General features: G+C 65.5%; 21 protein-coding genes and 1 tRNA gene. 7 read left to right on the forward strand and 15 right to left on the reverse strand.

Going from position 1 to position 25,154, the window contains the following annotated elements; translation table 11 throughout:
• Positions 1-58: 58 nt before the first annotated feature.
• Complete coding sequence (locus G342_RS0105105; RefSeq protein ID WP_018182032.1) at positions 59-571, reverse strand: BA14K family protein; 513 nt, start codon at positions 569-571, stop codon at positions 59-61.
• A 211-nt stretch (positions 572-782) separates the two neighbouring features.
• Here G342_RS0105105 and G342_RS23290 point away from each other — a divergent pair, with 211 nt between their 5' ends.
• From G342_RS23290 to G342_RS0105120, 3 genes are read left to right on the forward strand one after another with little or no spacing between them, the layout of a single operon-like run.
• Positions 783-2,678 carry a methylmalonyl-CoA mutase subunit beta gene (locus G342_RS23290; RefSeq protein WP_018182033.1) on the forward strand — a complete coding sequence of 632 codons (1,896 nt, stop codon included), beginning with the start codon at positions 783-785 and terminating at the stop codon, positions 2,676-2,678.
• Positions 2,675-4,840 (forward strand): methylmalonyl-CoA mutase, encoded by a 2,166-nt coding sequence (gene scpA / locus G342_RS0105115; RefSeq protein WP_018182034.1) that lies wholly within the window; start codon positions 2,675-2,677, stop codon positions 4,838-4,840. Before G342_RS23290 ends, scpA begins: the two co-directional genes overlap by 4 nt.
• Before the next feature lie 22 nt (positions 4,841-4,862).
• Entirely contained in the window at positions 4,863-5,798 is a 936-nt protein-coding gene (locus tag G342_RS0105120; RefSeq protein ID WP_018182035.1) for a lytic transglycosylase domain-containing protein, read from the forward strand.
• A gap of 246 nt (positions 5,799-6,044) precedes the next feature.
• Here G342_RS0105120 and G342_RS0105125 read toward each other — a convergent pair whose 3' ends face one another.
• The 6 genes from G342_RS0105125 to G342_RS0105150 form a co-directional block, all read right to left on the reverse strand.
• Positions 6,045-7,961: an ABC transporter substrate-binding protein gene (locus tag G342_RS0105125; RefSeq protein ID WP_018182036.1), complete on the reverse strand. Its 1,917-nt coding sequence runs from the start codon at positions 7,959-7,961 to the stop codon at positions 6,045-6,047.
• Positions 7,962-8,091: 130 nt separating this feature from the next.
• Complete coding sequence (locus G342_RS0105130; RefSeq protein ID WP_018182037.1) at positions 8,092-8,967, reverse strand: ABC transporter ATP-binding protein; 876 nt, start codon at positions 8,965-8,967, stop codon at positions 8,092-8,094.
• A 10-nt stretch (positions 8,968-8,977) separates the two neighbouring features.
• On the reverse strand, positions 8,978-9,937 hold the full coding sequence (locus G342_RS0105135; protein WP_018182038.1) for an ABC transporter ATP-binding protein: 960 nt from the start codon (positions 9,935-9,937) through the stop codon (positions 8,978-8,980).
• Entirely contained in the window at positions 9,937-10,779 is an 843-nt protein-coding gene (locus G342_RS0105140; RefSeq protein ID WP_051094120.1) for an ABC transporter permease, read from the reverse strand. The genes G342_RS0105135 and G342_RS0105140 overlap by 1 nt, the downstream gene beginning before the upstream one ends.
• Positions 10,780-10,781: 2 nt before the next feature.
• Positions 10,782-11,780: an ABC transporter permease gene (locus tag G342_RS0105145; RefSeq protein WP_018182040.1), complete on the reverse strand. Its 999-nt coding sequence runs from the start codon at positions 11,778-11,780 to the stop codon at positions 10,782-10,784.
• A 185-nt stretch (positions 11,781-11,965) separates the two neighbouring features.
• On the reverse strand, positions 11,966-13,069 hold the full coding sequence (locus tag G342_RS0105150; RefSeq protein ID WP_018182041.1) for a glycoside hydrolase family 172 protein: 1,104 nt from the start codon (positions 13,067-13,069) through the stop codon (positions 11,966-11,968).
• A 328-nt stretch (positions 13,070-13,397) separates the two neighbouring features.
• On the opposite strand from G342_RS0105150, the gene G342_RS23295 reads away from it, so the two are divergent.
• On the forward strand, positions 13,398-14,159 hold the full coding sequence (locus G342_RS23295) for a GntR family transcriptional regulator (protein WP_018182042.1): 762 nt from the start codon (positions 13,398-13,400) through the stop codon (positions 14,157-14,159).
• Positions 14,160-14,255: 96 nt separating this feature from the next.
• Here G342_RS23295 and G342_RS25600 read toward each other — a convergent pair whose 3' ends face one another.
• A complete protein-coding gene (locus tag G342_RS25600) occupies positions 14,256-14,891 on the reverse strand; it encodes a BA14K family protein (RefSeq protein WP_026304140.1) in 636 nt (211 codons plus the stop codon).
• A 589-nt stretch (positions 14,892-15,480) separates the two neighbouring features.
• Between G342_RS25600 and G342_RS0105165 the strand changes: the two genes are divergently transcribed.
• A complete protein-coding gene (locus G342_RS0105165; RefSeq protein ID WP_083931091.1) occupies positions 15,481-16,221 on the forward strand; it encodes an outer membrane protein in 741 nt (246 codons plus the stop codon).
• A 286-nt stretch (positions 16,222-16,507) separates the two neighbouring features.
• Here G342_RS0105165 and G342_RS0105170 read toward each other — a convergent pair.
• Positions 16,508-16,582 (reverse strand) — tRNA-Gly (locus G342_RS0105170).
• A 323-nt stretch (positions 16,583-16,905) separates the two neighbouring features.
• Here G342_RS0105170 and G342_RS0105175 point away from each other — a divergent pair.
• Positions 16,906-18,777, forward strand: a complete 1,872-nt coding sequence (locus G342_RS0105175; protein ID WP_018182044.1) for a glycosyltransferase family 2 protein — start codon at positions 16,906-16,908, stop codon at positions 18,775-18,777.
• Here the strand turns inward: G342_RS0105175 and G342_RS25150 are convergent.
• Positions 18,739-19,479, reverse strand: a complete 741-nt coding sequence (locus G342_RS25150; RefSeq protein ID WP_018182045.1) for a class I SAM-dependent methyltransferase — start codon at positions 19,477-19,479, stop codon at positions 18,739-18,741. The genes G342_RS0105175 and G342_RS25150 overlap by 39 nt on opposite strands.
• Positions 19,480-19,719: 240 nt before the next feature.
• On the opposite strand from G342_RS25150, the gene G342_RS25155 reads away from it, so the two are divergent.
• A complete protein-coding gene (locus G342_RS25155) occupies positions 19,720-21,759 on the forward strand; it encodes a glycosyltransferase (protein WP_156830810.1) in 2,040 nt (679 codons plus the stop codon).
• Positions 21,760-21,791: 32 nt separating this feature from the next.
• Here G342_RS25155 and G342_RS0105190 read toward each other — a convergent pair whose 3' ends face one another.
• The 5 genes from G342_RS0105190 to G342_RS26405 all read right to left on the reverse strand — a co-directional run bounded on the left by G342_RS0105190 (position 21,792) and on the right by G342_RS26405 (position 24,953).
• On the reverse strand, positions 21,792-22,178 hold the full coding sequence (locus G342_RS0105190; RefSeq protein ID WP_018182047.1) for a hypothetical protein: 387 nt from the start codon (positions 22,176-22,178) through the stop codon (positions 21,792-21,794).
• Between the two features lie 135 nt (positions 22,179-22,313).
• The gene (locus G342_RS0105195; RefSeq protein WP_018182048.1) at positions 22,314-22,616 is read right to left on the reverse strand and encodes a hypothetical protein; all 303 of its coding nucleotides are present in this window, start codon (positions 22,614-22,616) and stop codon (positions 22,314-22,316) included.
• 156 nt (positions 22,617-22,772) lie between these two features.
• On the reverse strand, positions 22,773-22,985 hold the full coding sequence (locus G342_RS0105200; protein ID WP_018182049.1) for a hypothetical protein: 213 nt from the start codon (positions 22,983-22,985) through the stop codon (positions 22,773-22,775).
• 358 nt (positions 22,986-23,343) lie between these two features.
• Positions 23,344-24,504, reverse strand: coding sequence for an FMNH2-dependent alkanesulfonate monooxygenase (ssuD, locus tag G342_RS0105205; RefSeq protein ID WP_018182050.1), 1,161 nt, complete (start codon positions 24,502-24,504; stop codon positions 23,344-23,346).
• Between the two features lie 71 nt (positions 24,505-24,575).
• A complete protein-coding gene (locus tag G342_RS26405) occupies positions 24,576-24,953 on the reverse strand; it encodes an NAD(P)H-dependent oxidoreductase (protein ID WP_342665157.1) in 378 nt (125 codons plus the stop codon).
• Positions 24,954-25,154: the final 201 nt, after the last annotated feature.

Below are 25,154 nucleotides of genomic sequence, written 5' to 3' on the forward strand. Positions count from 1 at the left end.
AGACATGACAAGGCCCGCCGAGGCGGGCCTTGTGCCTGTTGACCGCGGGCTGCGGACCCTAGTCGTAGGGCGAGTAGCACTGCTGGCGCGGTCCGTTATAGGGCTGGAAGGTGTTGTCCGAAGCCCGGTAGGACCGGTAGCGATTCTCGCACCACTGATAGTGGGCCGCCGTATAGCCGCCACGATAGGTCGGCTGCGCGATGACGGAACCCACGGCCGCGCCGACGCCGAAGGCGGCGAGCGGATACCACCAGCCATTGTAGTAGCGGTAGCCGGGCCGCTGGTAGCGGTAGCCGTAATGGCCGTTCCAGTAGCCGGGCCGGTAGCCGGGTCGGTAACCGGGATGATAGCCGGGCCGATAGCCCGGGCGATACCCGGGCCGGTAGCCTGGGCGACGCATGTAGTCGTTGCGGTGCGGGCCGCCATGCCGGACGTCGATGATATTCGAGGTCGGACTGGCAGCGATTTCCGGCACGACGAGCACCGGGGCCGCCATCGCCGGAAGCGGCGTGGAGGCCAGCAAGGCGGCGGTCAGCGTGCCGCCGCAGAATTTGGCGAGGAAACTGGTCAAGGCGAGATCATCCTTTCGAATAATGTCTTGGCCGCACGAAAGCTTACTCATCTGACCGATCAATTCGCAAACATTGGTTTCGTTCCAGTCTGAGGGCGCCCGCGACCGTCTCACCCGTTGAACCGCGGCGCGACGAGGCCTATCCATGGGCTGGATCTGGCAGCCTTGGATGGCGATGCCACGCCATCGAACGGGAAGGATCAACGAGGCGATGACCAAGGCGCAGACCAAGGCGCAGGCCGCATCCGAGTTCCGCCTGGCCAGCGAGGCCGAATGGCACCAGCTGGCGGTCAAGGCCCTGAAGGGCGCGGATTTCGAGGCGAAGCTGGTTTCCCGCACGGCGGACGGCATCCGCATCGAGCCGCTCTATGCCAAGGCGGAGGGCAAGCGGGCGCGGCCGGCGCGGGCCGGGGCCGGAGCGTGGCGCAACACGCAGCGCATCGATCTTCCCGATGCCGAGGCGGCGCGGACGCAGGCGCTCGACGATCTCGCCCATGGCGCGTCCGGTCTGGCGCTGGTGTTCGCCGATGCGCCTTCGGCGCGCGGTTTTGGTCTCGCGGAAATTGACCCCGACACGCTCGCCCGCGCGCTCGATGGCGTGATGATCGACCTGATCTCGCTGCGTCTCGAAGCCGGAGCTGTCGCCGCCGAGGCGGCGCGCGGCCTGCTCGATCTCGTCCGGGCACAGGGCCTCGACCTCGACAGCCTCGACCTCGATTTTGGCCTCGATCCGCTCTCGGTTTTCGCGATCGAGGGCGATGCCGGCGTCGTGGAACCGATGCTCGACGCGGCCGCCGAACTGGCCCGATCGTTCGGCGCCGACGCGGCGAGCCGGATCCTGCGTGCCGATGCGCGGATCTGGCATGACGCCGGCGCGTCGGAGGCGCAGGAGCTCGCCCTGATCCTTGCGAGTGGTGTCGCTTATCTTCGCGGCCTCGAGGCGCGCGGCGTGGCGCTCGATGCCGCGCGGCGGCGGATCGGCTTCCTGCTCGCGGCGGATGCCGACGAATTTCTCGGAATCGCCAAGTTCCGGGCGCTGCGCCGGCTCTGGGCGCGGGTCGAGACGGCGTGCGGCCTCGATCCCCGGCCGATCCGGCTCGATGCGGAGACGAGCTTCCGGATGCTCACCCGGCGCGATCCGCATGTGAATTTGCTGCGCAGCACGGTCGCAGCATTTTCCGCCGGCCTCGGCGGGGCCGACAGCGTCACGGTGCTGCCCTTCACCCTCGCGCTCGGCCTGCCGGACGCCGATGCCCGCCGCATCGCCCGCAACACGCAGACGATCCTGATCGAGGAAGCCGGCCTCGGCCATGTCGTCGACCCGGCCGGCGGCGCCGGCGGCTTCGATGCGCTCACCGACGCGCTCTGCGAGAAGGCCTGGGCGATCTTCCAGAAGATTGAGGCGGAAGGCGGCCTCGCTACGGCGCTTGCGAGCGGCTTCGTGGCGCGAGAGATCGCCGCCGTCGCCGACAAGCGCGAGCGCGATATCCGCCGCCGCAAGCTGCCGATCACCGGCACCAGCGCCTATCCGGACCTCGCCGAAGCGCCGGTATCCGTGCTGGCGGCGTCGGCACCGGCGCATGCGCCTGCGGCCGACCCCGCCCGCATCGTCCCGCGCCGCACGGCCGAACCGTTCGAGCGCCTGCGCGACCGCGGCGAGGCGATCGAGGCGCGACGCGGGAGCCGGCCTCATGTCTTCCTCGCCAATCTCGGTCCGCCCGCCGCCTTCGCCGCCCGCGCCGGCTTCGCCAGGGACCTGTTCGAGGCCTCGGGCATCGCAGCACCCATGAATGACGGCTTTCTCCATGTCGACGCGCTGGTCGAGGCGGCGCTCGTGGCCAAGGCCGATGCCGTCTGCCTTTGCTCGTCCGACGAAGTCTATGAGCGCGAGACCGGCCATGCGGTCTATGAGGGCGAGACGCTCGCCGAGGAAGCGGCGCGTCGCCTCAAGGCTGCCGGCGTCGGCCCTGTCGTGCTGGCGGGCCGGCCGGGCGAACGCGAGACCGCCTATCGCCATGCCGGCGTCGTAGCATTCCTCTATGTCGGCTGCGACGCAACCGAGTATCCGGGCCTGTTGCTCGACGGGATCGACGAGGCAGTGAAATGAGCCGCATACCCGATTTTGCGACGGTTCCCTTCGCCGACGTGGCCCTGGCGCCCGAGGCGGATGGCGCACCCTGGCTGACGCCGGAAGAGATTGCGGTGAAGCCGCTCTATACGGCCGCCGACCGCGACGGGCGGGAGGCCATCGACAGCTTCCCCGGCACGGCGCCGTTCCTGCGCGGGCCGTATCCGACCATGTATGTGAACCAGCCCTGGACGATCCGCCAATATGCGGGCTTCTCCACGGCCGAGGATTCGAACGCCTTCTATCGGCGCAATCTCGCCGCCGGCCAGAAGGGTCTTTCCGTCGCCTTCGATCTCGCCACCCATCGCGGCTATGACAGCGACCATCCGCGCGTCGCCGGCGATGTCGGCATGGCGGGCGTGGCGATCGACTCGATCTACGACATGCGCACGCTGTTCTCCGGCATCCCGCTCGACAGGATGAGCGTGTCGATGACGATGAACGGCGCCGTGCTGCCGATCCTGGCGCTCTATATCGTCGCCGCCGAGGAGCAGGGCGTGCCGCCGGAGAAGCTTTCCGGCACGATCCAGAACGATATTCTCAAGGAGTTCATGGTCCGCAATACCTATATCTACCCGCCGGAACCGTCGATGCGGATCATCTCCGACATCTTCGCCTATACCTCGCAGCATATGCCGAAGTTCAACTCGATCTCGATTTCCGGCTATCACATGCAGGAAGCGGGCGCGACGCAGGATCTGGAGCTCGCCTATACGCTCGCCGACGGCGTCGAATATATCCGCGCCGGGTTGAAGGCCGGCCTCGACATCGACCAGTTCGCACCGCGACTGTCGTTTTTCTGGGCGATCGGCATGAACTTCTTCATGGAAGTCGCCAAGATGCGGGCCGCGCGCCTGATCTGGGCGAAGCTGGTGAAGCAGTTCGAACCGAAGAACGAGAAGTCGCTGGCGCTCCGCACCCATTGCCAGACCTCCGGTTGGTCGCTCGCCGCGCAGGACGTCTACAACAACGTCATCCGCACCACGGTTGAGGCGATGGCGGCGACGCAGGGCCATACCCAGTCGCTGCACACCAACGCGCTCGATGAGGCGCTGGCGCTGCCGACCGATTTCTCCGCCCGCATCGCCCGTAACACGCAGATCTTCCTGCAGCAGGAGAGCGGCACGACGCGGATCATCGATCCCTGGGGCGGCTCCTATTATGTCGAGGCGCTGACGGCCGAGCTCGCTGCCCGCGCCATGGCGCATATCGACGAGGTCGAGAAGCTCGGCGGCATGGCGAAGGCGATTGAGGCCGGCATCCCGAAGCTCCGTATCGAGGAAGCCGCCGCCAAGACCCAGGCCCGCATCGATTCAGGCCAGCAGACTGTGGTCGGCGTCAACAAATACCGCCTCGACGACGAGCCGGCGATTGATGTGCTCAAGGTCGACAATTCCTCCGTCCGTGCGCAGCAGATCGAGAAATTGGCGCGGCTCCGCGCCGAGCGCGATCCCGCCGCGGTGGCCGCGAGCCTCGAGGCGCTCGCCGCTTCGGCGCGCTCCGGCGAGGGCAATTTGCTGGCGCTCGCCGTCGACGCCGGCCGCGCCAAGGCAACCGTCGGCGAGATCTCGACCGCGCTGGAAAAGGCGTGGAAGCGCCACAAGGCGGTGATCAAGGTCAATTCCGGCGTCTACCGCGAAGGGTTTGGCGAGCACGGCGCGTCGATCGAGCGTCTGGCCGCGCTGGTCTCCGAGTTCACCCATGACGAGGGCCGGGCGCCCCGCATTCTCGTCGCCAAGATGGGCCAGGACGGCCATGACCGCGGTCAGAAGGTGATCGCCACCGCCTTCGCCGATATCGGCTTCGACGTCGTCATCGGCCCGCTCTTCGCTTCGCCGGAAGAGGTCGCCGCGCACGCGATATCCGAGCAGGTGCATGTCGTCGGCGTCTCGTCGCTCGCCGCAGGCCATCTGACGCTGGTGCCGGAACTGAAGGCGGAACTGGCGCGGCAGGGCCGGCCGGACATCATGATCGTCGTCGGCGGCGTGATCCCGCCGCAGGATTTCGAAGCGCTGATGCAGGCCGGCGCCGCCGCGATATTCCCGCCCGGCACGCCGGTGACAGAGGCGGCGGCGGACCTTTTGGAAAAGCTGCGCGGTCATCTCGGCTTCGCGCAGAAGCATCCTTCGGCCTATGTCTGAGCGGGCGGGGAGGTTGGTTCGGATGTTTCGACTGCCTCCCGCTATTCGCTGGCTGCCCGTCCTGCTGCTGGCAGCCATCCAGATGCCCTCCGCCGCTCGCGCGGCCGAGGAGACGACGGTGCAAACGATCTGCCGGCTGATCGAGACGGCGGCTGACGCGCATGGCCTGCCGCGCGATTACTTCACAAGGCTGATCTGGCGCGAGTCGAGCTTCCGCCCCCATGTCACCAGCAGCGCCGGCGCGCAGGGCATCGCCCAGTTCATGCCCGGTACGGCGGACGAGCAGGGGCTGGACGATCCGTTCGATCCAGAACTGGCGATTCCCGCCTCGGCCAAATATCTGAAATCGCTGAAGAACCGGTTTGGGAATTTGGGCCTCGCCGCTGCAGCCTACAATGCCGGCCCGACGCGGCTGGCGAAATGGATCGACAGCGGCGGCTATCTGCCGATCGAGACCGAGGACTATGTCGCCTTCATCACCGGCCGTAGTGTTTCCGACTGGAATACCGGCGCGGTCGAGGTGCTGCCGCCCAAGGGCGGCGCCGTGACGGCGCCCAAGCCGAAGCAGGCCGAGGCGAAGCTCGCCGATCCGAAATCGGCCGCCGTCCGCGAGGCGGCCAGGGCAGCCGAAGCGAGGGAGAAGGATTGCGTGACGCTGGTGGCGGCGATCCGAAGCTATGCGCCGTCGCTGATCGAGGGCGCCTACGCGCCGTTCGGCGTGCAGCTTTCCGGCAATTTCTCCAAGAGCCGGGCGATCGCCTCCTATCACCGCCAGGTGGCGCGCTATCCCGCGCTGCTGGAGGGCAAGCCGACGCTGATCCTCGGCAAGCGCGGAGCGGGCAGGGGAAGGCGGGCCTTCTATCGCGTCCGGTTGCCGGCCGACACGCTGCGCGAGGCGAACCAGTTCTGCCAGTCGCTGCAGAAGGTCGGCGGCAGCTGCGTCGTGCTCCGGAACTGAGGCGAAGGGGCTCGAATGCCCTATTGCCTGATCACAGGGGTATCCGCCGGCCGGCCTCGCCAAGATTGCCGCCGTCATCCCCGCGCGGGCGGGGATCCATGCATCCGGGTTTTGGGAGGCCGGTTCGGCAAAGGCTTCGGCTGAATGGATCCCCGCCTGGGCGGGGAGGACGACCTAGAGGCAATGCCAAACAAAAAATCCGGGAGACTCGCGCCCCCCGGATCCGGTTCTATCCAATGCTGTGGATCAGCCCTTGTTCGGCTCGATCTTGGCGGCGATGAACTTGAAGTTCGACCACCACCACCACGGGCCTTCATAGTAGTTGTCGGCGCTCGGGTAGTTCTTCCAGTAGGTTTCGTTGACCGGCACGAACTTCGAGGTGCCGAACATCTCGATCGAGGGCAGGCCCTTGACCAGATCCTTCAGCATCTCCGTGCCGAGCGGCACGACCTGCGGGTCGTCGGCCGGGATCGAGCGCAGCGTGTCGATCTTGGCGGAGAGCACGTCGTCGACATAGCGGCCCTGGTTCGACGAGGCAGCGGTGCCGTTCGGGCGGACATAGTCCTTGTGCCAGCCTTCGAGGCGGACGAACGGATCCGGCACGATGCCGCACGAGGCGCCCCAATAGGAACCGACTTCGTAGTCGCCGGTATTCTCGGCCGTGAAGAACGGCCCGCCCTGCATCTGCTGCACCTTGGCGTCGATGCCGAAGGCTGCCCATTCATTGGCGGCGGCGAAGGCGAGGCGCTGCGACTGCACCTCGAAATCGGCCGGCGCCAGGATGTTGATCACCCAGGGCTTGCCTTCCGGCGTCATCCACTTGTCGCCCTGCTTCTTGAAGCCCTGGGCTTCCAGCATCTTGGTGGCCTGTTCGGGATCGAACTTCCACCAGCCGACGCCGAGCAGGTCGCGCAGCTGGTCGGGATCGGTCGGGATCGCCTCGACGCCTTCCGAGCGCAGCTGTTCGCCGATCTTGATCGCGTAGTCCGGATCGAACGGCTTGTAGCCGTCGGCGAGCGCGAACTCCTTCAGCCAGGGCACCATCGGCTTGTGATAGGTGTCCATCAGCACCTTGGTCGGCGGCAGGGCGAGCGGCGAGGCGCGCAGCATGCCGGAGAAGGTGGCGATCGAGGCCTGCTGCAGGTTCATGGCGAGCGCCAGGGCCCAGCGGGTCTCCGCCTTGTCATAGGGCGGCTTCGAGGTGTTGAAGTGGATGCCGCGCTCGCACGGATCGTCGAGATTGGCATAGGGGAAGCCGCCGAACCACGCCTTCACCTTCGGATTCTGCTTCTGCAGGATGTCGAGGCTTTCCGGCGAGATGTCCGTTAGGATGTCCATCTGGTTCTGCGCCATGGCGAGGACGCGCTTTTCCTCGGTGCCATAGGAGCGGAACAGGACGTATTGCGCCTTCGGCTCGCCGACGATCTGGCCGATGTCGGAGTTCTTCCAGTCGTCGCGCTTCTCCCACAGGAACCACGAGCCGTTCGGATCCGAGCTCTTGTATTTGTAGGCACTGATCGTGACGGGCGGGAAGTTGGTGAAGGTTGCCGGGTCTTCCTTTTCCCAGATGTGCTTGGGCACGACGTGGAAGGGGTTGCCGTAGATCAGCGAGCCGAGCACCAGGGTGAGGCGCGGCGTCGGCTTGGTGGTCTCGATCTCGATCGTGTGATCGTCGATCTTGGTGAAGCCCTTGATCGCGGCCTTGAAGGCGGCGCTGTAGGCGATCGAGTCGGTCTTGGCGATCATGTCCGCCGTGAACACCACGTCATCGGCGGTGAACGGCTTGCCGTCGCTCCAGTTCAGGCCCTCGCGCAGCTTGACGCGGAACTTGGTGTATTCCTTGTTGAGCGGCTCCGGCATGGCGGCGGCGAGATCGGGGATCTGCTTGCCCGAGGCCGTGTCGATGTCCCACATCAGGGCCGAGGCCATCTGATGATAGCCGTGATTGATGGTGACGCCCTGCTGGTAGGGGTTCATCGTGCCCGGATTGGAGACGCGGGCGTTCAGCATGTCGACGATCAGCGTCTGATCGCGCGGCGTGCCGACATCGGTCATTTCCTGGCTGAAGGCGGGCGCCGCCGTCAGCATGGTGCTCGCCATGAAAAGGGCGGCACCCAGAACGGCGATGCCGCCGCGGCGTGGTTTCCGGATCGTCTCGGTCATGCGTTTCCTCCTCGATTGTGGTGTGCAGTCAGGCAGTCGGACGTCGGCGCGCGAAACCGCGCTCTTGTGTCTGGCTCTGGAAACCGGGCTGTTGTCATCGGCTCCTCGCGTTCGGCGTCCGTAGTTCCTTTCATGCGCGCGCTCGCAGCGGCTCGGCGTCGCGGGCCAGCGCGTCGGCCTTGATCCGGTCGATCTCGGTCCAGCGCTCGCCCAGCCGCGGAATGGCGGCCATCAGCTCGCGCGTATAGTCCTCGCGCGGATTGGCGAGGATATCCTGCGGTACGCCGGCATCGACGATGCGGCCCCTGTTCATGATCACCACGGTATCCGAGAGGTAGTAAGCCGTCGAAAGATCGTGGGTGATATAGACGAAGGAGACGCCCTTTTCCTCCTTGATCGTCTTGAACAGGTTGACGATGTTCATGCGCAGCGAGGCGTCGACCATCGAGACCGGCTCGTCGGCGACGATGAGCTTCGGGTTGGGGATCAGCGCACGGGCGATCGAGATGCGCTGCAGCTCGCCGCCGGAGAACTGGCGGATATACTTGCCGCGAATGCGGTCGAAGGAGAGCCCGACCGAGCGCAACGCGCCTTCGGCGATCTCGGTGGCGTCCTTGTCATTGTCGGCGACCTTCAGATTGCGCGCCGTGGCGATCAGATAGCTGTCGAGCTGCAGATAGGCGCTGAAGGCCTCGAACGGGTTCTGGAAGATCGGCTGCACCAGGCGGCGGAATTCGAAATCGTCGATCCGGTCCTTGTGCTTGCCGGTCAGCGGCCGGCCGCCGAGGCGGATCTCGCCGCTGGTCGGCTCGACCAGGCGCAGGATCATGCGCGCCAGCGTCGTCTTGCCGGAGCCGGATTCGCCGACGATCGAGAAGACCTGCGGCTTGGCATCGAGCGTCAGGCTGACGCCGTCGACGGCGGCGATCTGCTTGCCGCTGAACAGACCGCCGGCGCGGTAGTTCTTGCGGAGCGCGTTGATTTCGAGAACGGGCTTGTCGGACATGCTCGGTCCCTCAGCGGAAGTGACAGGCGGAGGCATGGTTCGGCGCCTTGTCCGCGAGGGGCGGCGAGACCTTGCGGCAGATCGCCTGTGCCTCCGGGCAGCGCGCGGCGAAGCGGCAGCCTTCCGGCGGCGAGGCGAGGCTCGGCGGCCGGCCCTCGAGACCGACGCGCTCGCCCTTCTGGCCGACGCGCGGCAGCGCGCCGATCAGCGCTTCCGTATAGGGATTGCGCGGGCTTTCGAAAACTTCGGCTGTCGGCCCGACCTCGACGATCTTGCCGGCATAGGCGATCGCGATGCGGTCGGTGATCTGGTAGTGCACGCCGAGATCATGCGAGACCAGCACCAGCGTGTTCTTCAGCCGCCGCTGGATCTCGACCAGCATCAGCAGGATGCGCTTCTGCACGACGACGTCGAGCGCCGTCGTCGGTTCGTCGGCGAGGATCAGCCGCGGCCGCACGAAGGCGGCGATCGCCACCAGCACGCGCTGCCGCATGCCGCCGGAAAGCTGGTGCGGATAGCTGTCGAGCACGGTTTCCGGCAGGCCGAAGCCGGCGAGGAACTCGACGATGCGCTGGCGCAGTTCCGCCTTGCTGCCCTTCTTCTCGCGCTTCGGCAGCGCGTCGACGATCTGCTTCTCGATCTTCATGATCGGGTTCAGCACGCTCATCGAGCCCTGCGGCACGTAGGACATCACGTCCCACCAGAGGTCCTGGAACCGGTTCGCCTCGCTCGTCGTCGTGCGGCCGCTATCGGGATCGGTGAAGCGGCCGGTGACCTGGCCGCCGGCCATCTTCAGGCCGCCGGAGAAGTCGCCATAGAGCGTGCGCATCAAGGTGGACTTGCCGCAGCCGGATTCGCCGGCGATGCCGAGGATCTCGTTGTCGTTGACCGTCAGCGAGACGTCGTCGACGGCGGCGACGAAGCTGTCCGGTGTGCCGTAGCCGGCGCGGACATTCTTCAGTTCGATCATCAGCCGATCCTCCGGGCTGCCGAGCGGATCGCGAGACCCGAGGAAATCAGGAAGAGCGAGATGAACATCAGCACGATGGCGAGCACCGGCGCGCCGACCCAGAGATAACGCTGGGCGAGAAGGGCCTGATATTTGAGCGCCCAGTAGATCATCGTGCCGATGGTTGCCTGCTGCGCGCTCGACAGGCCGATGACGGCGAGGCTCGTCTCGGTGGCGATGCCGACCAGCACCGTGTTGATGAAGTTGGCCGCCGACCAGCCGGCGATATAGGGGAAGATGTGGCGGCCGAGGATCTTGTAGCGCGGCTCGCCGGAGAACCAGGCGACGTTGATGAACTCCCGCTCGCGCATGGTCAGCGCCACGGCTCGCACCTGGCGGGCCGGATAGGGCCAGTTGAACAGCACCAGGGCGACGCCGACCAGCGGCAGCGACAGCTGGCCGCCGAACAGGGCGGCGAGCAGGATCAGGATCGGCAGGCTCGGGATGCAGAGCAGCGCGTCCATGAAGAAGGAGAGGATGCGGTCGATCCAGCCGCCGGAATAGCCGGCCGCGAGCCCGGCGAAGACGCCGATCAGCGTCGAGAAGAACGCGACGGTGAGGCCGAGGATCAGCGAGTTGTGCAGGGCCCAGGTCAGGAGCCAGAAGATGTCCTGGCCGAGATTGGTGGTGCCGAGCAGATGGGCGAAGCTGGCGCCCTGGTTGCGCGGCGCCTTGTACCAGGTGAGCGGGTTGGTCGGGGCGAACCAGGGCAGGATCAGCCCGAGGATGACGAAGATCGCGAGCAGAGCGAGGCCGAGGCCGAGCCGGAACGAACCGATCTTGGGAAGCTTGAAGGCGCGCATGATCACCTCGCCCGGATGCGTGGATCGAGGAGCGGGTAGGTCAGGTCGATGATCATCGTGGCGGTGGCGACCGCGACGATCGACAGGCTGATCGTGCCCATGAGGAGGTTGTAGTCGCCCTGGATCACGGCCGTGTAGATCAGGTGACCGAGGCCCGGATATTCGAACAGAATTTCCGTGACGATGGCGCCGTTGAACATCAGTCCGATCTGCAAGGCGAGGAAGGTGATCTGCGGCAGGATGGCGTTGGGCAGGATGTAGCGGGTCAGGATGCGGCCGTCGCCGAGGCCCTTCAGGCGCGAATAGCGGACGAATTCTTCCTCGGCCAGCTGCGTCGTCTGCGCCTTGACGCTGATCACCCACCAGCCGAACACCACCAGCACGATCGAGAGCGCCGGCAGGAACGAGTTCCAGATCACGCTCCGGATGAAGGCGAAGCTCCAGGGCGCGCCATGCACCGAGGCGGTCAGGGGAAAGATCGGCCAGATGTAGGAGAACAGGATCGAGAGCACGAGGGCGAGGATGTAGTAGGGGATCGGATAGACGATGATCGCCAGCCCCTCCATGATCCGCGACGAGGCGCGGTTGGGACGCCAGCCGGCCCACAAGCCGACGAAGTTGCCGAGCACCCAGGCGATCAGCGTCGACGACAGCAGCAGCCCGAAGGTCCAGGGCAGCGCCTGCGCGATCAACTGGCTGACCGGGGTCGGATACATGGCAAGCGACGGACCGAAATCACCGGTCAGAACGATGCGCTTGATGAAGTTCCAGTATTGCGTGAGCATCGACCCCTTGAGGCCGAAGGCGTCGGTCAGCGAGGCTCGCAAGGCGTCGGCCTGGGCCGCGTCCATATAGGCGCCCTGCGAGCTGACCTGGGCGAGCATCGCTTCGACGGGGTCATTGGGGGCGAAGCGCGGTACGAAGAAGACCACGGTCAAGCCGAAGGCGATCACCAGTACATAGGAGATCAATCGGGTTGCGATCTGGCCGAGAAGTCTCATGGGCGGTGGTCCCGTCCTGTTGCATCGGGCTCGAGAGGCCGGCAATCGCTGGCGGCGACCGCGGCGGCCTGGCATTGCCGGGGTGTGGCGCCCCGGCAATGCTTGCTTGATGCGGTTCTTGCGAACCGGGATGGCGATCGGTCCCAGCAACCGGACCGCCATCCGCAGAAGATCCGGGCGAGGCCTCAGATGATCTCGAGGTAATCGCGATCCGGCAGCGGCGGGAACGGCGAGGCCGGGATCGTCTGGTACCAGAAGGCGACCGAGGCGATGTCGTCCTGCAGCGGCAGGTAGCGGCGGTCCTTCTTCTCCGTTCGCCAGCCCAGCGCTTGGATCGTCACCTTCAAATCACTTTCGAAGCGGATCGGATCCATGATGTGCCAGCGATACATGCCGAAGCGGGTCTGCGAGCGATAGGTGCCGTCCGGCCGGATCACCTGCGGCAGGCCGGCATAGGCGGTGGTGAACTCGCGGTATTCGCTCGTCATGGTCGGGTCGACGACGCCGCCGTCGAAGTTGTAAGCGCCGCAGAAATAGTCTTCCGTGCCGGTGCCGCAGATGGTCGGGTATTCCTTGTCGCCATCCATGAAGAACTTGATCTCGCCTTCACCCCACCAGCCGGCATTGTTGACGCCCCAGGCCATGTAGGTGCCGACATAGTGACCCTGACCCTTGACGCCGTCGAGGATGACGTAGTCCTCCTTGAAGGGCAGCGGGTTGGTGCGGCGGAACTGTGCGTGGAAATAGGCGGCGTCGGCCGGAACCTCGGTCAGCGTGTAGTTGATCTGGTAGTAAACGATGGCGTGGTCGGTCGGATCGCGGTTTTCCAGCGTGATCCGGCAGTGCTTCCGGAACGGCATTTCCCAGTAGCAGTTGAAGGCGCGGCCGGGATTGACGCAGACCGCGAGCGAGGAAACCTGCGCATACTGGTTCCAGCCGGCGCAGAAGAAGTCGCCGAGCGGGCTCTCGACCGAGGGATGCTCCTGGCCGTCCCAGTAGATGCGGAGGATCAGGTCGCGCCAACGCACATTGGCCGGCGTCAGCCAGATCTGCTGGATCGCGCCGGGACCCTCGATGTCGGCGATGACCCGCGTTTCGCCCGCCTCCATACGGATCGAGGGCGATACCTTCCAACCGAGGCCGCTGCCGTCCTTGCCGAGGCCGCGGGCACAGCTGGCGCCGGTGCCTTCCAGCGCCATGCCGCCCTTGCCCTTCTCGCCGGTGAAGTTTTCCGGGCTGATCGAGCGGGTCTTTGCCTTGGACAGCAGTGAAAGATTCCCGAGATGCATCCCGAGTCCGGAAAAGCCCTCTGACATTTTTCCTCCATGTCAGTGCATGCGACGTCGCTCCGTGGCGATCAGTAGATCGACGGCCTGCGCGTGGTCATTTCAATATTGAAAGGTGGTGATTTAGGGCAATAGTCATCCTACCGCAGCGTTCTATGCTGCGATATGATCACTTTGATCAATTTTCGTCTGCTGCGTGGCGTGGTGACCTTGGCGTTGTGTTTCCAACCGGGAGAATTTTCTTATTTTTATTTAGGCGCTTTGATCGAAACGTTGTTGTTCGACGCGTCTTATTGATGTGAGATGCTAGGATCCTAGTTTGGGGGTGTCAATGGCCATCGCGATGTCGCGGAGAAAATCTCAGACAGGCGCCGAGCTTCCGCCGGGCGACAATCCGTTCCCGGCCGATGCGGTGATCGACCGGTCGCGGCCGATCGGCGAGCAGGTCTATGCGCTGCTGCGCCGGGCGATCGCGCACTGGCATCTGCTGCCCGGCGATCCGATCCCCGAGGCGCTGGTGACGCGGCGCTTCGACATCTCCCGTTCGCCGCTGCGCGAGGCGTTCCGCCAGCTCGCCTCCGACGGGCTGGTGGTGATCCGGCCGCAGGCGGGAACCTATGTCTCGCCGGTAGACCGGCTGCGCTGGGAAGAGGGGCGGATCATTCGCCGCGCGCTCGAGATCGAGGGCATCCGTCGCGCCGCGCTGCATGTCTCGCAGGCCAATCTGGACGAGCTGGAGCTCCTGCTGCGCCAGCAGCGCCGCGCCGCGGAGGCCGAGGATTTCGAGGAGCTGATCGATCTCGACGACCGCTTCCACGCGGCGATCTGCAATCTGAGCGGCTTCCCCCGGCTCTGGCGCATGATCGATGGCGCCAAGGCGCAGATCGACCGCACCCGCTTCATGGCGCTGCCGGAAATGGGGCGCGCGGATGCGACGCTCGCCGAGCACCAGGGCATCGTCGACGCGCTCGCGGCCCGCGATCCGGATCTCTCCGTGCAACTGCTCGTGCGCCACCTCGACCGCTCCGACGAGGCGATGGCCCAGCTCTTTGCCGGCGAGGACTTCTATTCCGGCATTCCCGCCCGGGACTAGCCTGCTACGGCCGGGTCCTGCTGTCATGCCCAAGGCGAAGGAGGGCAAAAAGAAGCCCGCCGGAGCGGGCTTCTCGAACTTCGGTGTCGTCGCGGCTCAGTTATAGGGCGACCGGCACTGCTGGCGCGGGCCTTCATAGGGCTGGAACGAATTGTCCGAGGCGCGGTAGGAGCGGTAGCGGTCCTCGCACCAGCGCAGGTGATTGCTGGAGAGGTGCGGCGGCGCGACTTCCTGCGGCTGGTTGGCGATGGCGCCGCCGAGCAGCGCGCCGACTCCGAAGGCCGCCAGCGGATACCACCAGCCATCATTGCCGCGGCGATAGCCGGGGCGCGGATCGCGGTAGCCCTGGTGACCCTGCCAATGGCCGGGACGGGACGGGCCGCCGGACCAGCCCGGCTTGCCGGGACCGTTCCATCCGCCCTGACCCGGTCGACCCGGACCGCCATGGCCCGGACGTCCGGGGCCACCGTGGTTCGGGCCGCCATGGCTGGGGCCGCCCCAGCTGGGATTGCTCGGCCCGGGACGGCCGGGCTTGCCGGGGTTGTTCGATCCGGGACGACCGGGGCGGCAGCCCTGCGGCGGGCAGTTCTGGTTGAACTGGGCGTCGATCCGCAGCGTCGGGGCGCTGCCCGGGTTGACGATCGGCAACGGCGCGGCCTGCGCCGGCATGGCCGCGGCCGCGAAGGTGAGCGTCAGGGCGGTGGCGCAGATCTTCTTCAGATCCATGGAAATTCCTTCTCGATAGCGATCAGCGGTCTGATCGGGGGGCCGTCCCGAAGGGAACGGTCGCCGGCACCGGCTCGAACCGGATCGGCGCGGTTGCGCTGGAGTGCGGATCGAGAATACCAACTTATGGTCAGTATAGCTGATGAAATGAACCAAAAGTGTGATCGCCGTCATAGGCTTGCCCGGAGCGAGGCCGAGGCCTGCGGGCTGGCCGCCCCGGCCGGACCGCCGCGAATGGTTCGCGCCCTGTCGCTTCCGTGCAGCTGGGAAGCGGACCGATCGGGTGTCGCGATGATTCGAAATCGGGCTAGCACCGCCGGCCTGACGGCTGACTTGGCGTCCGGATCGCAGAAAATGCCGGTTCCACGTGAGGGAAGTTATTGCAGCGGGCAATTGGGAATTGAACCCACGGCATTCAGCTTGCGGCCGCGCGGCCGCCGGCGCAGATCTCGGTCCCGCTGCTTGTCTCACCCTGCAGTTTCGCAGGACGGAATTGGTCCGATCAATACTTCTGGACAAGTGAAAGCATACTTGAATCGCAACTAGTTGCTCGACATAGTCGCCGCCGGAATAAGAACGGCTCCAAGCGATACGAATGGGGCATGAATATCATACGGCGCGGCGGCCGCGCCGCGGCAGGAGTTTCGATTTGAGATTTCACTTTGCGACGGCCGCATCTACGGCATTCGGTATTCTGGCTTCGACACTCGCTTTCGCCGACGACGTCCCCCCTCAGTGGACTGGCCTCTATATGGGACTTGGGGTGACTGGCAGTCACTTGGAGACGGATCAGTATTCGCCGGCTCAGCTGGGATTTTCGGGGTATCAGGCAGCGACTTATGGCGGCACGCACTTCTATGGCTTTGTGCAAGGTGGCGCCGATCTGCAGCTGGGCAAGGCAGTGCTGGGCCTAAGACTGCGGCATGAGATGACCGGATCCGATGGCGACCACTTTCTGAAGGTTGATGAGGTCGTGTCGTCAAACGCCGTGGCCATTACGACACTCTCTGCCCGTATCGGCTATCTGCTCCAGCCCCGGATATTGGTATACGCCAACGCTGGCCCGGCATTGGGGCAGTTCAATTACTCAAGTGTCGATGAACGCTGGAACCTTGTTGACGCCAGCCTCGACGCCAGCCGTTTAGGCGTCGCGGTGGGGGCGGGCGCCGAATATCGGCTCAGTGAGCACGTATCGATGTTCGCCGAATACACCCACACAAACTTTTCCAAAGACAGTTCGACCTTCAACTACGGTGATGCCTACCCTGCAAACTGGACCTACGAGTTCAAGCATCGGTTGGACTCGGTTCAGATGGGCATGAATATCCGCTTCTGATCTCCTGGCATCGACGCAGGTCGGGACTGCCGCTGCTTCGAAGAACTCGCCGTACCACCGATCTCGCCAGCACGAACCAGGGCCGATAGGTCGATCCCGACGATCCAGCCGGCGGTGGATATGCGTAGGCGGCGGTAGGACACGGCAGGTCCGGGAACGGGATAGCCCGAGCAAATCTCGGGACTTCTTGCGCCAGAGTGACCATGAATGGCCGCGGCAGGCCCATCTTGTTGTGGTGTGCAGTGAATGCTGAAGTCGGTAAAGTATTGATCTTATTGGTAATTATTGGAGCGGGCGATGGGAATTGAACCCACGACATTCAGCTTGGGAAGCTGACGTTCTACCTCTGAACTACACCCGCATCGCAACTTTTGCTTCGCTTTTCCCGGAGCTCCGGCCAGGCGCCGGTTCAGGGAAAAGCATGGGATCGTTTGTACCTGCATTGCCCTGACTTGATCAAGGGCATCGCCGCACCGGTTCGCTGCTTTCGAACCGTCTTCGCGGCGAGGCGGCTGCCTCGCGATGCCGCAGGTGGCCGGGAGGGATACCTTCGAGGGCGCTTGACGTTAGGCCGCGCCAACATGCGGTGCTAAATTCACATTGCCATGATGTCCAACCCCGACGGCGAACGATCTGCCGTCCATTCGCGAGTCCTGCGGGGAGTGTGATTTAGTGGATCGAATCTTGTCCTACTGCATCGCGGTGAAGAACCGTCCGGATGAGCTGCTCCAGACCCTTTCGTTCAATCTCGAAGAGAACAGTCGGTTTTCCGAGGTCATCGACTTCGTGGTGGGGGTTTTCGACGGCGACACGGCACTTGTCGGCCGACTGGAGGCGGAGCACGCCGAAGACATTCGTTCCGGCTATCTGAAGGTATTCCATCTCGGCGGCCTGGATGTCTGGCATTTCGGCCGTGCCAAGAACCGGTTCAGGTCGCTGCCTATCGGAGCGCTGTTTTCCAGCCTGGACGCCGACAATTTCGTATCGGCCGAGGAAACGGGCCAGATCCTCGACGCCTATTCGGAATATGGTGCCGACTTCATCTTCCATCACTTTTCCGGCCGATGGGGCGATGGAACCTGCGGCCGCGTCACCCTTGGGTCCGAGACATATCGGGCCGTCGGCTATGACGAAAGTTTCATGCCGCGTCAGTTCGACGAGGTCGATTTCATCGTCTCCTCGCTGCGACATGACAGAAACCTGCCGTTGCTGGCCTATTCCGAGGGCGGCATTTTCGGCCAGTCGCCCTCGGCGCAGCTCTGTCTCGATGAAATCGGCATGGTCCTGCGGAGTGTCGTGAAGCCCGATCTGCGTCGCAGGCTGCCCCTCAATCCCAAGGGCCAAGACTACGTCCCTGTCGATCCGGTCCTCGAGCAGATGACGCTGTTCAATCGCGCGCGGTGCCTTGCCAAATGCGCGCAGACGGCGGAGGCGGCGGAAAAATTTCTCGCCGCCGTCAGGGCCGCGGCCGATCGACTGGTCGATGGGCTCGACAGGACCGATGTCCTCCGGAGCTTCTTCGGGATGGCCGAGTTCCCGGCATTTCGCGACGGCCCGGTGCCCGTCATCTCCTGCATCCGCGATGACGGTCAGTTTCTCGACGACTGGTACCGGCACTACAAGAAGCTCGGCTGCGGCCCGTTCTTCATCGTGGACAACGGTTCGTCCCCGCCGATCCGGGAACTGCTGCCCCATGACGACGTCCATGTCCTCACACCGGCGGCGGGGTGCTACCGATCCTGCAAGAGCGTCTGGATCAAGGCGGCGATGAAGGCCTTCCTCGGCGAGGGGCGCTGGGCCGTCACCGTGGATTCCGACGAACTGGTCGACGTCCTCGGCGACTGTGGAACGATCGGCGAGGTCGTCGACAGGGCGACGGCCGCCGGTCATCGCTTCGTTCCGGGCATGCTGGTGGACTTGCTTCCGGGGCCATCCCTGGATGCCGAGGCGGCGCTGGCGCAGGGCAGCTCCGTCGTCGAGGTCTTTGATCATCACCTCTTCGACGCCGGGGGGGACCGGAGGGGCTATGTCGACAGCGACGCAATCCGATGGGCGTTCGGTCGTCACTGGTTGACCAGCTTTTGCGTGGATGTGCGCTATCGGCTGTTCGGAACCGTCGACGTTCTGCGAAAGGTTCCGCTGATTCGGTACGAGGAGGGGATTCGGATTAACCAGGGGTTCCATGACGTGGCCTATGCCGATCAGAAGACCCTCCCCAGCGCGGTTTGGGGCGGCGACTTCCTGCTGCCGATCCGTCACTACAAGCTCTCGAAGCTGTTCCAGCCGGCGACTCGCCTGGATATGGCCACCGCCGCGGCCGCCCCGGCCGCGTATCATCCACGGACGCGGGAGAACCTCCGAAGAATGGCGTCGACGCCGCAGGAGGACGTCACCCGAAGCCTTCAGCGGCTCGGCCTGCGGAAGTATGACGCGGATTTCTTCGATGGCCGGCAGATCCACAAGGCTGCCCGTCGCAAGGGCCGGGGGGCGGCGCTACGGACGCTGTGGGCGAGGATATCAGGCCGGGCTCGGGAGAGCGGGATCTTCGGGCGATAACCGCATGGCCCATTGGCGGGCGGCGTCCATCCGGATGATTTCAAAGGCCCCGCGCCGGCTGAAGTCGCGCACCGCTCGGAAGACGCCGTGGTGTCGATGGTTCGGGTCGATCTGGCAGTCATCGCCGAGGATCAGGCCACCGGGCTTCAGGACGCGCGCGACGGCGTCCAATTCGTCCAACGTGCCCTGATAGCTGTGCGTGGTGTCGATGTAGACCCAGTCCAGGGTCGCCGGCTGGAGTTGGGACAGCCAGTCCAGCGAGGCCGAGACGACGATCGCGGCCTTGCCGTCCATGCGGGCGGCGCGCGCCTGGACGGCGAGAAGCGCGACCGCGGTGGTGAGCCTGCCGTGATCGGTGTAGTCGCCCCAGTCCGGGTAGTCATCGCCGAAGGCGAGGTGCCAGACATCGACCAGGTAGAGCTTCGTCGGTCGGGCTCTCTCGAACAGAGCCTGGGAGAAGGCCCCGGTGAAGACCCCCAGCTCCGCGCCGACGCCGCCGCGCGGAATGAGGTCGAGGATGGCGAGCCGGTCCGAGACGCGATCCCGCTGTTCGACGACCTCGAGGGAGGGGTGCGCCTGCTTGAGCCGCTGGATCTCCGGAATCTCCGGCCGGGGAGGGCGCGGCATCACGGCTTGCGGGGCGCTGCGCGCCGCCGGCGGCTTCGGTCGGAGCATTTCCCTGATTGTGCGAACCAGCTCCATCGGGCTATCCCGGCTCCATTCGACGCAGGATGACAGCGCCCCGTCGACGTGTCCAGCGCACGGAAAGCGTCTCGGGGCTGGCGCCTCCCGCTGTCGTCCGGCCGCTCCGGGCATGGCGTCGCCTCGTGCGGGCCCGTCGTGATTTGCCGGTGTCTGGTCCGTCGATCGGCAGTTGATTAGCCAACCTTTGGCTTGCTATGGGGAATCGGGGCGGGTGGCTCAGCCACACGAGGGTAACTGGTGCATCAGGCAATCCGAGCAGCCCAGGCGACCGGAGAGACTCTGGAAGCGACTTTTCTTTACGCGACGAGGCAGATGGAGGCCGGCGCCCATGGGGAGGCCGATGCCTTGCTTTCCGGCTTCGCTGACAAGGTGGCGAGCGCGGCGTCAAGCTGGCGGTTTGGCGAAAGCCCGGCGCGTCCAGCCGCCTCGATCATCGTCGTCAGCTACAAGACCGTGCCGGGTGTCGAGCCCGCCATCGCAGCGATCGCCGGTCAAGCCCGCGACGAGAATTGCGAAGTCATCCTCGTCGACAATGGCAATCCGGATCTCGAGGCGATCGGCCGCCGGTATCTGGATGGCGCGCGGATGGTCAAGTCGCCGTTTCAGACGGGCTGTTCGCTCGGCCGTGATCTCGGGGCCTCTTTCGCTACCGCGCCCTATCTGATCTTCGTCGATGACGACGGCCTGATCGAGCCGGGCTTCGTCGCCGCCCTGCTGCGCGCGGCGGCCGAGACCGGCGCGATTGCCGTTCGCGGCCGCGTGGTGCCGCTGACAGCGGGAAGCCCCATGGCGCAGCACTATGATCTTGGCGACAGGCGCGCGCCGGCCTTCATCAACGCAGAGGGTGCCTCGCTATGGCAGCGGGACGCCTTTCGAAACGCGGCGGGCTTTCATCCGCTGCTCGCCGGTCACGAGGGGCATGATCTCTGCGCCCGGCTGTTTCGCTTCCACGGGCCGTTCGCGTTCTTCTATGAACCGTCGGCTGTGCTGCGGCATGACTATGCCGACGATGCGAAGGGCCAGGCTGCCAAGCAGGCGCGTTACGATCGCAATGTCGCCTTCGTCCAGAGCCGTTCGCCTGACGCGTGGCAGATCCATTTCCGCATTGGCGCCCTCGGCCGCGAGGGACGTTCGGCCTATCTGGCGGCGCACCATCATGCGGTGCCGGCCGACGCCGTCGCGACGCCGGTGTCGATCCTGACGACGGCGCGCAACGGCGCCGAATGGCTGGCGGATTTCACCGCGTCGTGGAAGGCGCAGACGCAGGCGGACTTCCAGCTGGTCTTTGTCGATGATGGCTCGACCGATGGGACCGCCGATCGCGTCGAGGCGCTGTGGCGGGGCGACGACCGGCTGACGCTGGTGCGGACTGCCGGCGGCGGTCGCGGCGCGGCGCTCAACGTGGCGCTTGCTCATGCCAGCCACGATATTTGCCTGATCGCCGATGTCGACGATGTCAGCACGCCGGATCGGATCATCCGCACCACCGAGATCTTCCGGAAACATCCGGAACTCGACTATCTCTCCTTCCTGGCTTTCAACGAGACCGACTTGTTGCGGATCGGGTCGCCGCGTTCGCCGTTCCTTGGCGACATGAACGTGCGTGCGCTGTTCGGCATGCCGGCCTCGTTCCCGAGTTTCGCCTTCCGAAAGGTGCGGTTTTCCCGGCCCTTCGACGAGACCCTGTCGGGCGGCATCGACTGTCGCTGGGTGAAGGACAATCTCGCGGCCGAGGGGGTCGCCGGGCGGCTGGTGCACGAGCCGGTCGTCTACTACCGCCGCCATGACGGGCAGATCACGACGCTGCACAAGGAGCGGCAGCAGGCGCTCCGGAAGGAAATCATCGACTGGAGCTTCAGCCGCATCCTGGGGGCTTTGTCCGAGACGGATCACCAGATGATCGATGCCCTGATGCTGGGCGCGCCGCTGACGAAGGCTCAGCAAGCCGAGATCGCCGGCTGGGTCGCCGGCTTTCTGGGCCGGAACGACGAACTCGGCGTGTTCGACCGAGGTGAGCTGGGCGCCGCCCTGCTTGAGCGGCTGGAGCCGCTGACCGGCAGAGCGCCGACCCGGGCGGAAGCGAGCGACGCGCAGGTGCGGGCTCTGCGACGCATTGCCGAGCAGCATATCTCGGAAGGGGAATTCAAACGGGCGCGCCGGGCGCTGCGCGAGGCTCTGGAAGTGTTTGAGGCCAAGGCGATCTGGCGGCGCCTGCTTTCGGCGCACCGCTACGCGATCGTCCGCTACTTTGTGAAGGCGAACCCCTTCCGGGAGTGAGGCGGGGCGCGCCGTGAGGGTGGATCGAGCGGCTAGGGCTCGGGATGATCGTGGCGCCGACCACGGTGCTTGGGCTCGTCCGTGGCGCTCGATTCACCCTCCGGCGTCGTTTCAACGGCCGGGGCCGGCGGTGTCGCCTGCGGCTCGGTGAGCGCCGCGGTTTCGAGGGCCACGGCTTCTGCTGCCGGCTCTGGCGTTGCCTCGGGAACTTCGGAGGCGGATTTGGCGGTTCGCTCTTCTGCCGAAAGGCCCGGCGCCAGTTGGTCGAAGCGCTCGGCGATCCAGCGGATATGATCAAGCACCGGCCCGCGGCTTGCGCCGATCGGCGCCTCCGCCAACTCCCGGAGATCGGATCGCAGCAGGCCCATCAGGGCGGAGATTTCCTGCAGGCTGTCCTTCAGTCTCGTGGTCGCGGCCATGTCGGCGATCCTCTTCTGGCTGACTGGGCTACCAACGCCGGCGCGCGGGCCTCGTTCCCGGATCGTCCCAAAAGCGACGCCCCGCCGAGAGGGCAGGGCGTCGGTACGGGGAACGCCGCATTGCGGCGTCCGCGACTACTGGATCTGGGTGCAGAAGGTCTTCACCGCCGCGGAGTAGCGCAGCGGCTCCGCCGTGACCTTCTGGTTGCAGGTGTTCTTGGCGGCCGTCAGCTGCTCGGCCGTCAGGCCGGCGCCGCCGGTCGTGATGTCGAAGCCGAAGACATCCTCGTCCTTGATCTGGGACTTGACCGGGTCCATGCCGCTGGTGGCGCCGTCCGGTCCGCCCGTGCCATTGTTGTCGCTCGTCTGCGCAAGCGCCGGCGAAGCAGAGAGTGCCAAGAATGCGGCCATGGCAATCGTATATTTGAGACTGATCATTGCTTTCCTCCTGTCATGATCATTCTGGCAGGGGAATTGATTATGGTTCCTGCCGGATATCGCGATCAGGCTTCTGCCTAACCAATAGTTAATGAATGGCAGACTTGGAGGATGGTTCCGAAATTCTATGAAATTCTCTCGGCGCCTGAGGCTCGTCTAGGAGGTCCTCATGCCGATCGCCGGCAGCCGGCCGCGAACGAAACCGAAGGATATGCGCTCGGTCCGGGCGTCGATGGCCATCAGCAGCGTCTCGATGACGGCGCGGGCATCGCCCTGATGCGCCGTGATCAAACTCTCGACACGCTGGTCCAGGACGCTTTCGTCCAGGGCGCTCTGGGCGCTGTCGATCTCTACGGCCGGCTCTGCCATCACACTGCTACTCCATGGGTCTTGTTCCTATTTTGTTCTCATTGGAGCGAGAGTCAATGCGCGGTGTGGCGTCTGTCCAACACGAAATCGGACGGCGGAAGAAGCCGGCGGCGCGCGGGGCGCGGGTTCGTGGGGCCAGAACGAGAAAAGCCCCGCCAGTCGTCCCGGCAGGGCCTTTTTCCGAAGCGTTTGAACGCCGATCAGAAGCGGTAGTTCACGCCGACCGTCGCGGTCTGCGACTTCAGGCCGACGTCGAAGGATTCCTGGAACGGCGACGTGAAGGAGTAGGTCTTGGTGCCGTAGTCCGTGTAGAGATACTCGGCGCGAGCTTCGGCGGAAGCCCGCTTCGCCAGGTGGCTTAGGACGCCGAGGTGAGTTTGCGGGCCGCCTCGTCGACGCCGAACTCGTTCTGGATGGCGCGGCTGACGGCGCGCCGGCCAACGTCGATGCCGAGCGCCGGGAACAGCAGCTCGGCGACGCGGTAGGCTTCCTCGAGATGGGGATAGCCGGAGCCGATCACCGTATCGATGCCGAGCGCCTGATATTCGCGCAGCCGCTCCGCTACCTGTTCGGGCGTGCCGACCAGCGCCGTGCCGGCGCCGCCGCGCACCAGTCCGACGCCCGCCCAGAGATTGGGACCGACGAGAAGCCGGTCGCGCCGGCCGCCATGCAGTTCCGCCATGCGGCGCTGGCCGACCGAATCCATCTCCTTGGTGAAGCGCGCCTGGGCGATCGCGATCTGGTCGTCGGTGATCCGGCTGATCAGCTTGTCGGCCGCCGCCAAGGCCTCGTCCTCGGTTTCGCGGACGATGAAGTGCAGGCGGATGCCGAAGCGCAGCCGCCGGCCTTTCGCGCTGGCGCGGGCGCGCGCCGTGGCGATCTTGGCGGCGACGGCCTCCACCGGCTCGCCCCAGGTCAGATAGAGCTCCGTCTTCTCGGCAGCGAGATCGATGCCGGCCTCCGAGGAACCACCGAAATAGAGCGGCGGCGGCGTCTGCACCGGCGGAAAGTCGAGGCGGCCCTTCTCGATGCGGTAGTGCTTGCCCTCGAAGTCGACGCGTTCACCCGAGACCAGGCCCTGCCAGATGGTCAGGAACTCGTTGGCCTGCTCGTAGCGCTGGTCATGCGGCAGGAAGACACCGTCGCCGGCGAGTTCGACCGGATTGCCGCCGACCACGACATTGAGCAGCAGCCGTCCGTTCGAAAGCCGGTCGAGCGCCGCCGTCTGCCGCGCGGCATAGGCCGGCTGGACGACGCCGGGCCGCAGCGCGACGAGAAATTTGAGCTTTTCCGTCACCGTCGCCAGGCCGGCGGCCGTGACCCAGCTTTCCTCGCAGGCCTGCCCCGTCGGCAGCAGCACGCCGCCATAGCCGAGCCGGTCGACGGCCTGCGCGATCTCGCGGAAATAGGCGAATTCCGGCGGTCGCTGCTGGGTCTCGGAGCCGAGATAGGTGCCATCGCCATAGGTCGGGATGAACCAGAAGAAGTGGAGCGGCGTGGTCGCTGGGCGTGGGGTCATCGCATCGCCTCGTGGTGGGTTCAGGTGGCTGGTGCCAACCTTTTCGGAACGCATCCGGCCGCGCTCTCAGCTCAGGCCGGCTGGAGGGCGGGAGCGGGTTCGATCAGCCGGGCCAGCTGGCTGGCGGCGACGCCGATCCGCTCCGAAAGGGCGGGGCCGACGGCGCCATCGTCGAAATCCTTTTCCGTCGCATAGAGGCCGGTCGGCACGATCTGCGTGTTGAAGAAGCCGAAGAGCGGCCGCAGCTGGTGCTCGATCACCAGCGCATGCCGTTCGCTGCCGCCGGTCGCGCCGAGGATCACCGGCTTGCCGGCGAGCTGCTTCGGGTCGATCAGATCGAACAGGTGCTTGAACAGGCCGAGATAGGAGCCCTTGTAGACGGGCGAGGCGACGACCAGCGCATCGGCGTCGAGGATGGCCTCGAAGGCCTGTCGTGCCGTACCGGCCAGGTCCCGGCTCGAATAGGCGCCAGCCGAGGCTCGGCTGCAGGTCGAGAATGTCGAAGACGGTGCTGTGGCCGTCGGTCAGGCGGGTCGTCTGCGTCACGATCGTCTCGACCAGGGCCCGGGTTCGCGATGGACGGGAGATGTTGCCGGAGATCCCGACGATAAAGGCCCCCGAGGTGGATCGCCCGGCCCTCGCGGCGGTCG

The organism is Kaistia granuli DSM 23481 (assembly GCF_000380505.1).
In the GTDB taxonomy this organism is placed as follows: domain Bacteria; phylum Pseudomonadota; class Alphaproteobacteria; order Rhizobiales; family Kaistiaceae; genus Kaistia; species Kaistia granuli.

Excerpts from the sequence above, each read along its gene's own strand:
- G342_RS0105190 (WP_018182047.1), bottom strand. The coding sequence starts at position 22,178 with ATGGCCGCGACCACGAGACTGAAGGACAGCCTGCAGGAAATCTCCGCC.
- G342_RS0105150 (WP_018182041.1), bottom strand. The coding sequence starts at position 13,069 with ATGCATCTCGGGAATCTTTCACTGCTGTCCAAGGCAAAGACCCGCTCG.
- G342_RS0105135 (WP_018182038.1), bottom strand. The coding sequence starts at position 9,937 with ATGATCGAACTGAAGAATGTCCGCGCCGGCTACGGCACACCGGACAGC.
- G342_RS0105145 (WP_018182040.1), bottom strand. The coding sequence starts at position 11,780 with ATGAGACTTCTCGGCCAGATCGCAACCCGATTGATCTCCTATGTACTG.
- G342_RS0105120 (WP_018182035.1), top strand. The coding sequence starts at position 4,863 with ATGTTTCGACTGCCTCCCGCTATTCGCTGGCTGCCCGTCCTGCTGCTG.
- G342_RS0105200 (WP_018182049.1), bottom strand. The coding sequence starts at position 22,985 with ATGGCAGAGCCGGCCGTAGAGATCGACAGCGCCCAGAGCGCCCTGGAC.
- G342_RS0105165 (WP_083931091.1), top strand. The coding sequence starts at position 15,481 with ATGGGGCATGAATATCATACGGCGCGGCGGCCGCGCCGCGGCAGGAGT.
- scpA (WP_018182034.1), top strand. The coding sequence starts at position 2,675 with ATGAGCCGCATACCCGATTTTGCGACGGTTCCCTTCGCCGACGTGGCC.
- G342_RS0105195 (WP_018182048.1), bottom strand. The coding sequence starts at position 22,616 with ATGATCAGTCTCAAATATACGATTGCCATGGCCGCATTCTTGGCACTC.
- ssuD (WP_018182050.1), bottom strand. The coding sequence starts at position 24,504 with ATGACCCCACGCCCAGCGACCACGCCGCTCCACTTCTTCTGGTTCATC.
- G342_RS0105140 (WP_051094120.1), bottom strand. The coding sequence starts at position 10,779 with ATGCGCGCCTTCAAGCTTCCCAAGATCGGTTCGTTCCGGCTCGGCCTC.
- G342_RS0105130 (WP_018182037.1), bottom strand. The coding sequence starts at position 8,967 with ATGTCCGACAAGCCCGTTCTCGAAATCAACGCGCTCCGCAAGAACTAC.
- G342_RS23295 (WP_018182042.1), top strand. The coding sequence starts at position 13,398 with ATGGCCATCGCGATGTCGCGGAGAAAATCTCAGACAGGCGCCGAGCTT.
- G342_RS23290 (WP_018182033.1), top strand. The coding sequence starts at position 783 with ATGACCAAGGCGCAGACCAAGGCGCAGGCCGCATCCGAGTTCCGCCTG.
- G342_RS25150 (WP_018182045.1), bottom strand. The coding sequence starts at position 19,479 with ATGGAGCTGGTTCGCACAATCAGGGAAATGCTCCGACCGAAGCCGCCG.
- G342_RS0105125 (WP_018182036.1), bottom strand. The coding sequence starts at position 7,961 with ATGACCGAGACGATCCGGAAACCACGCCGCGGCGGCATCGCCGTTCTG.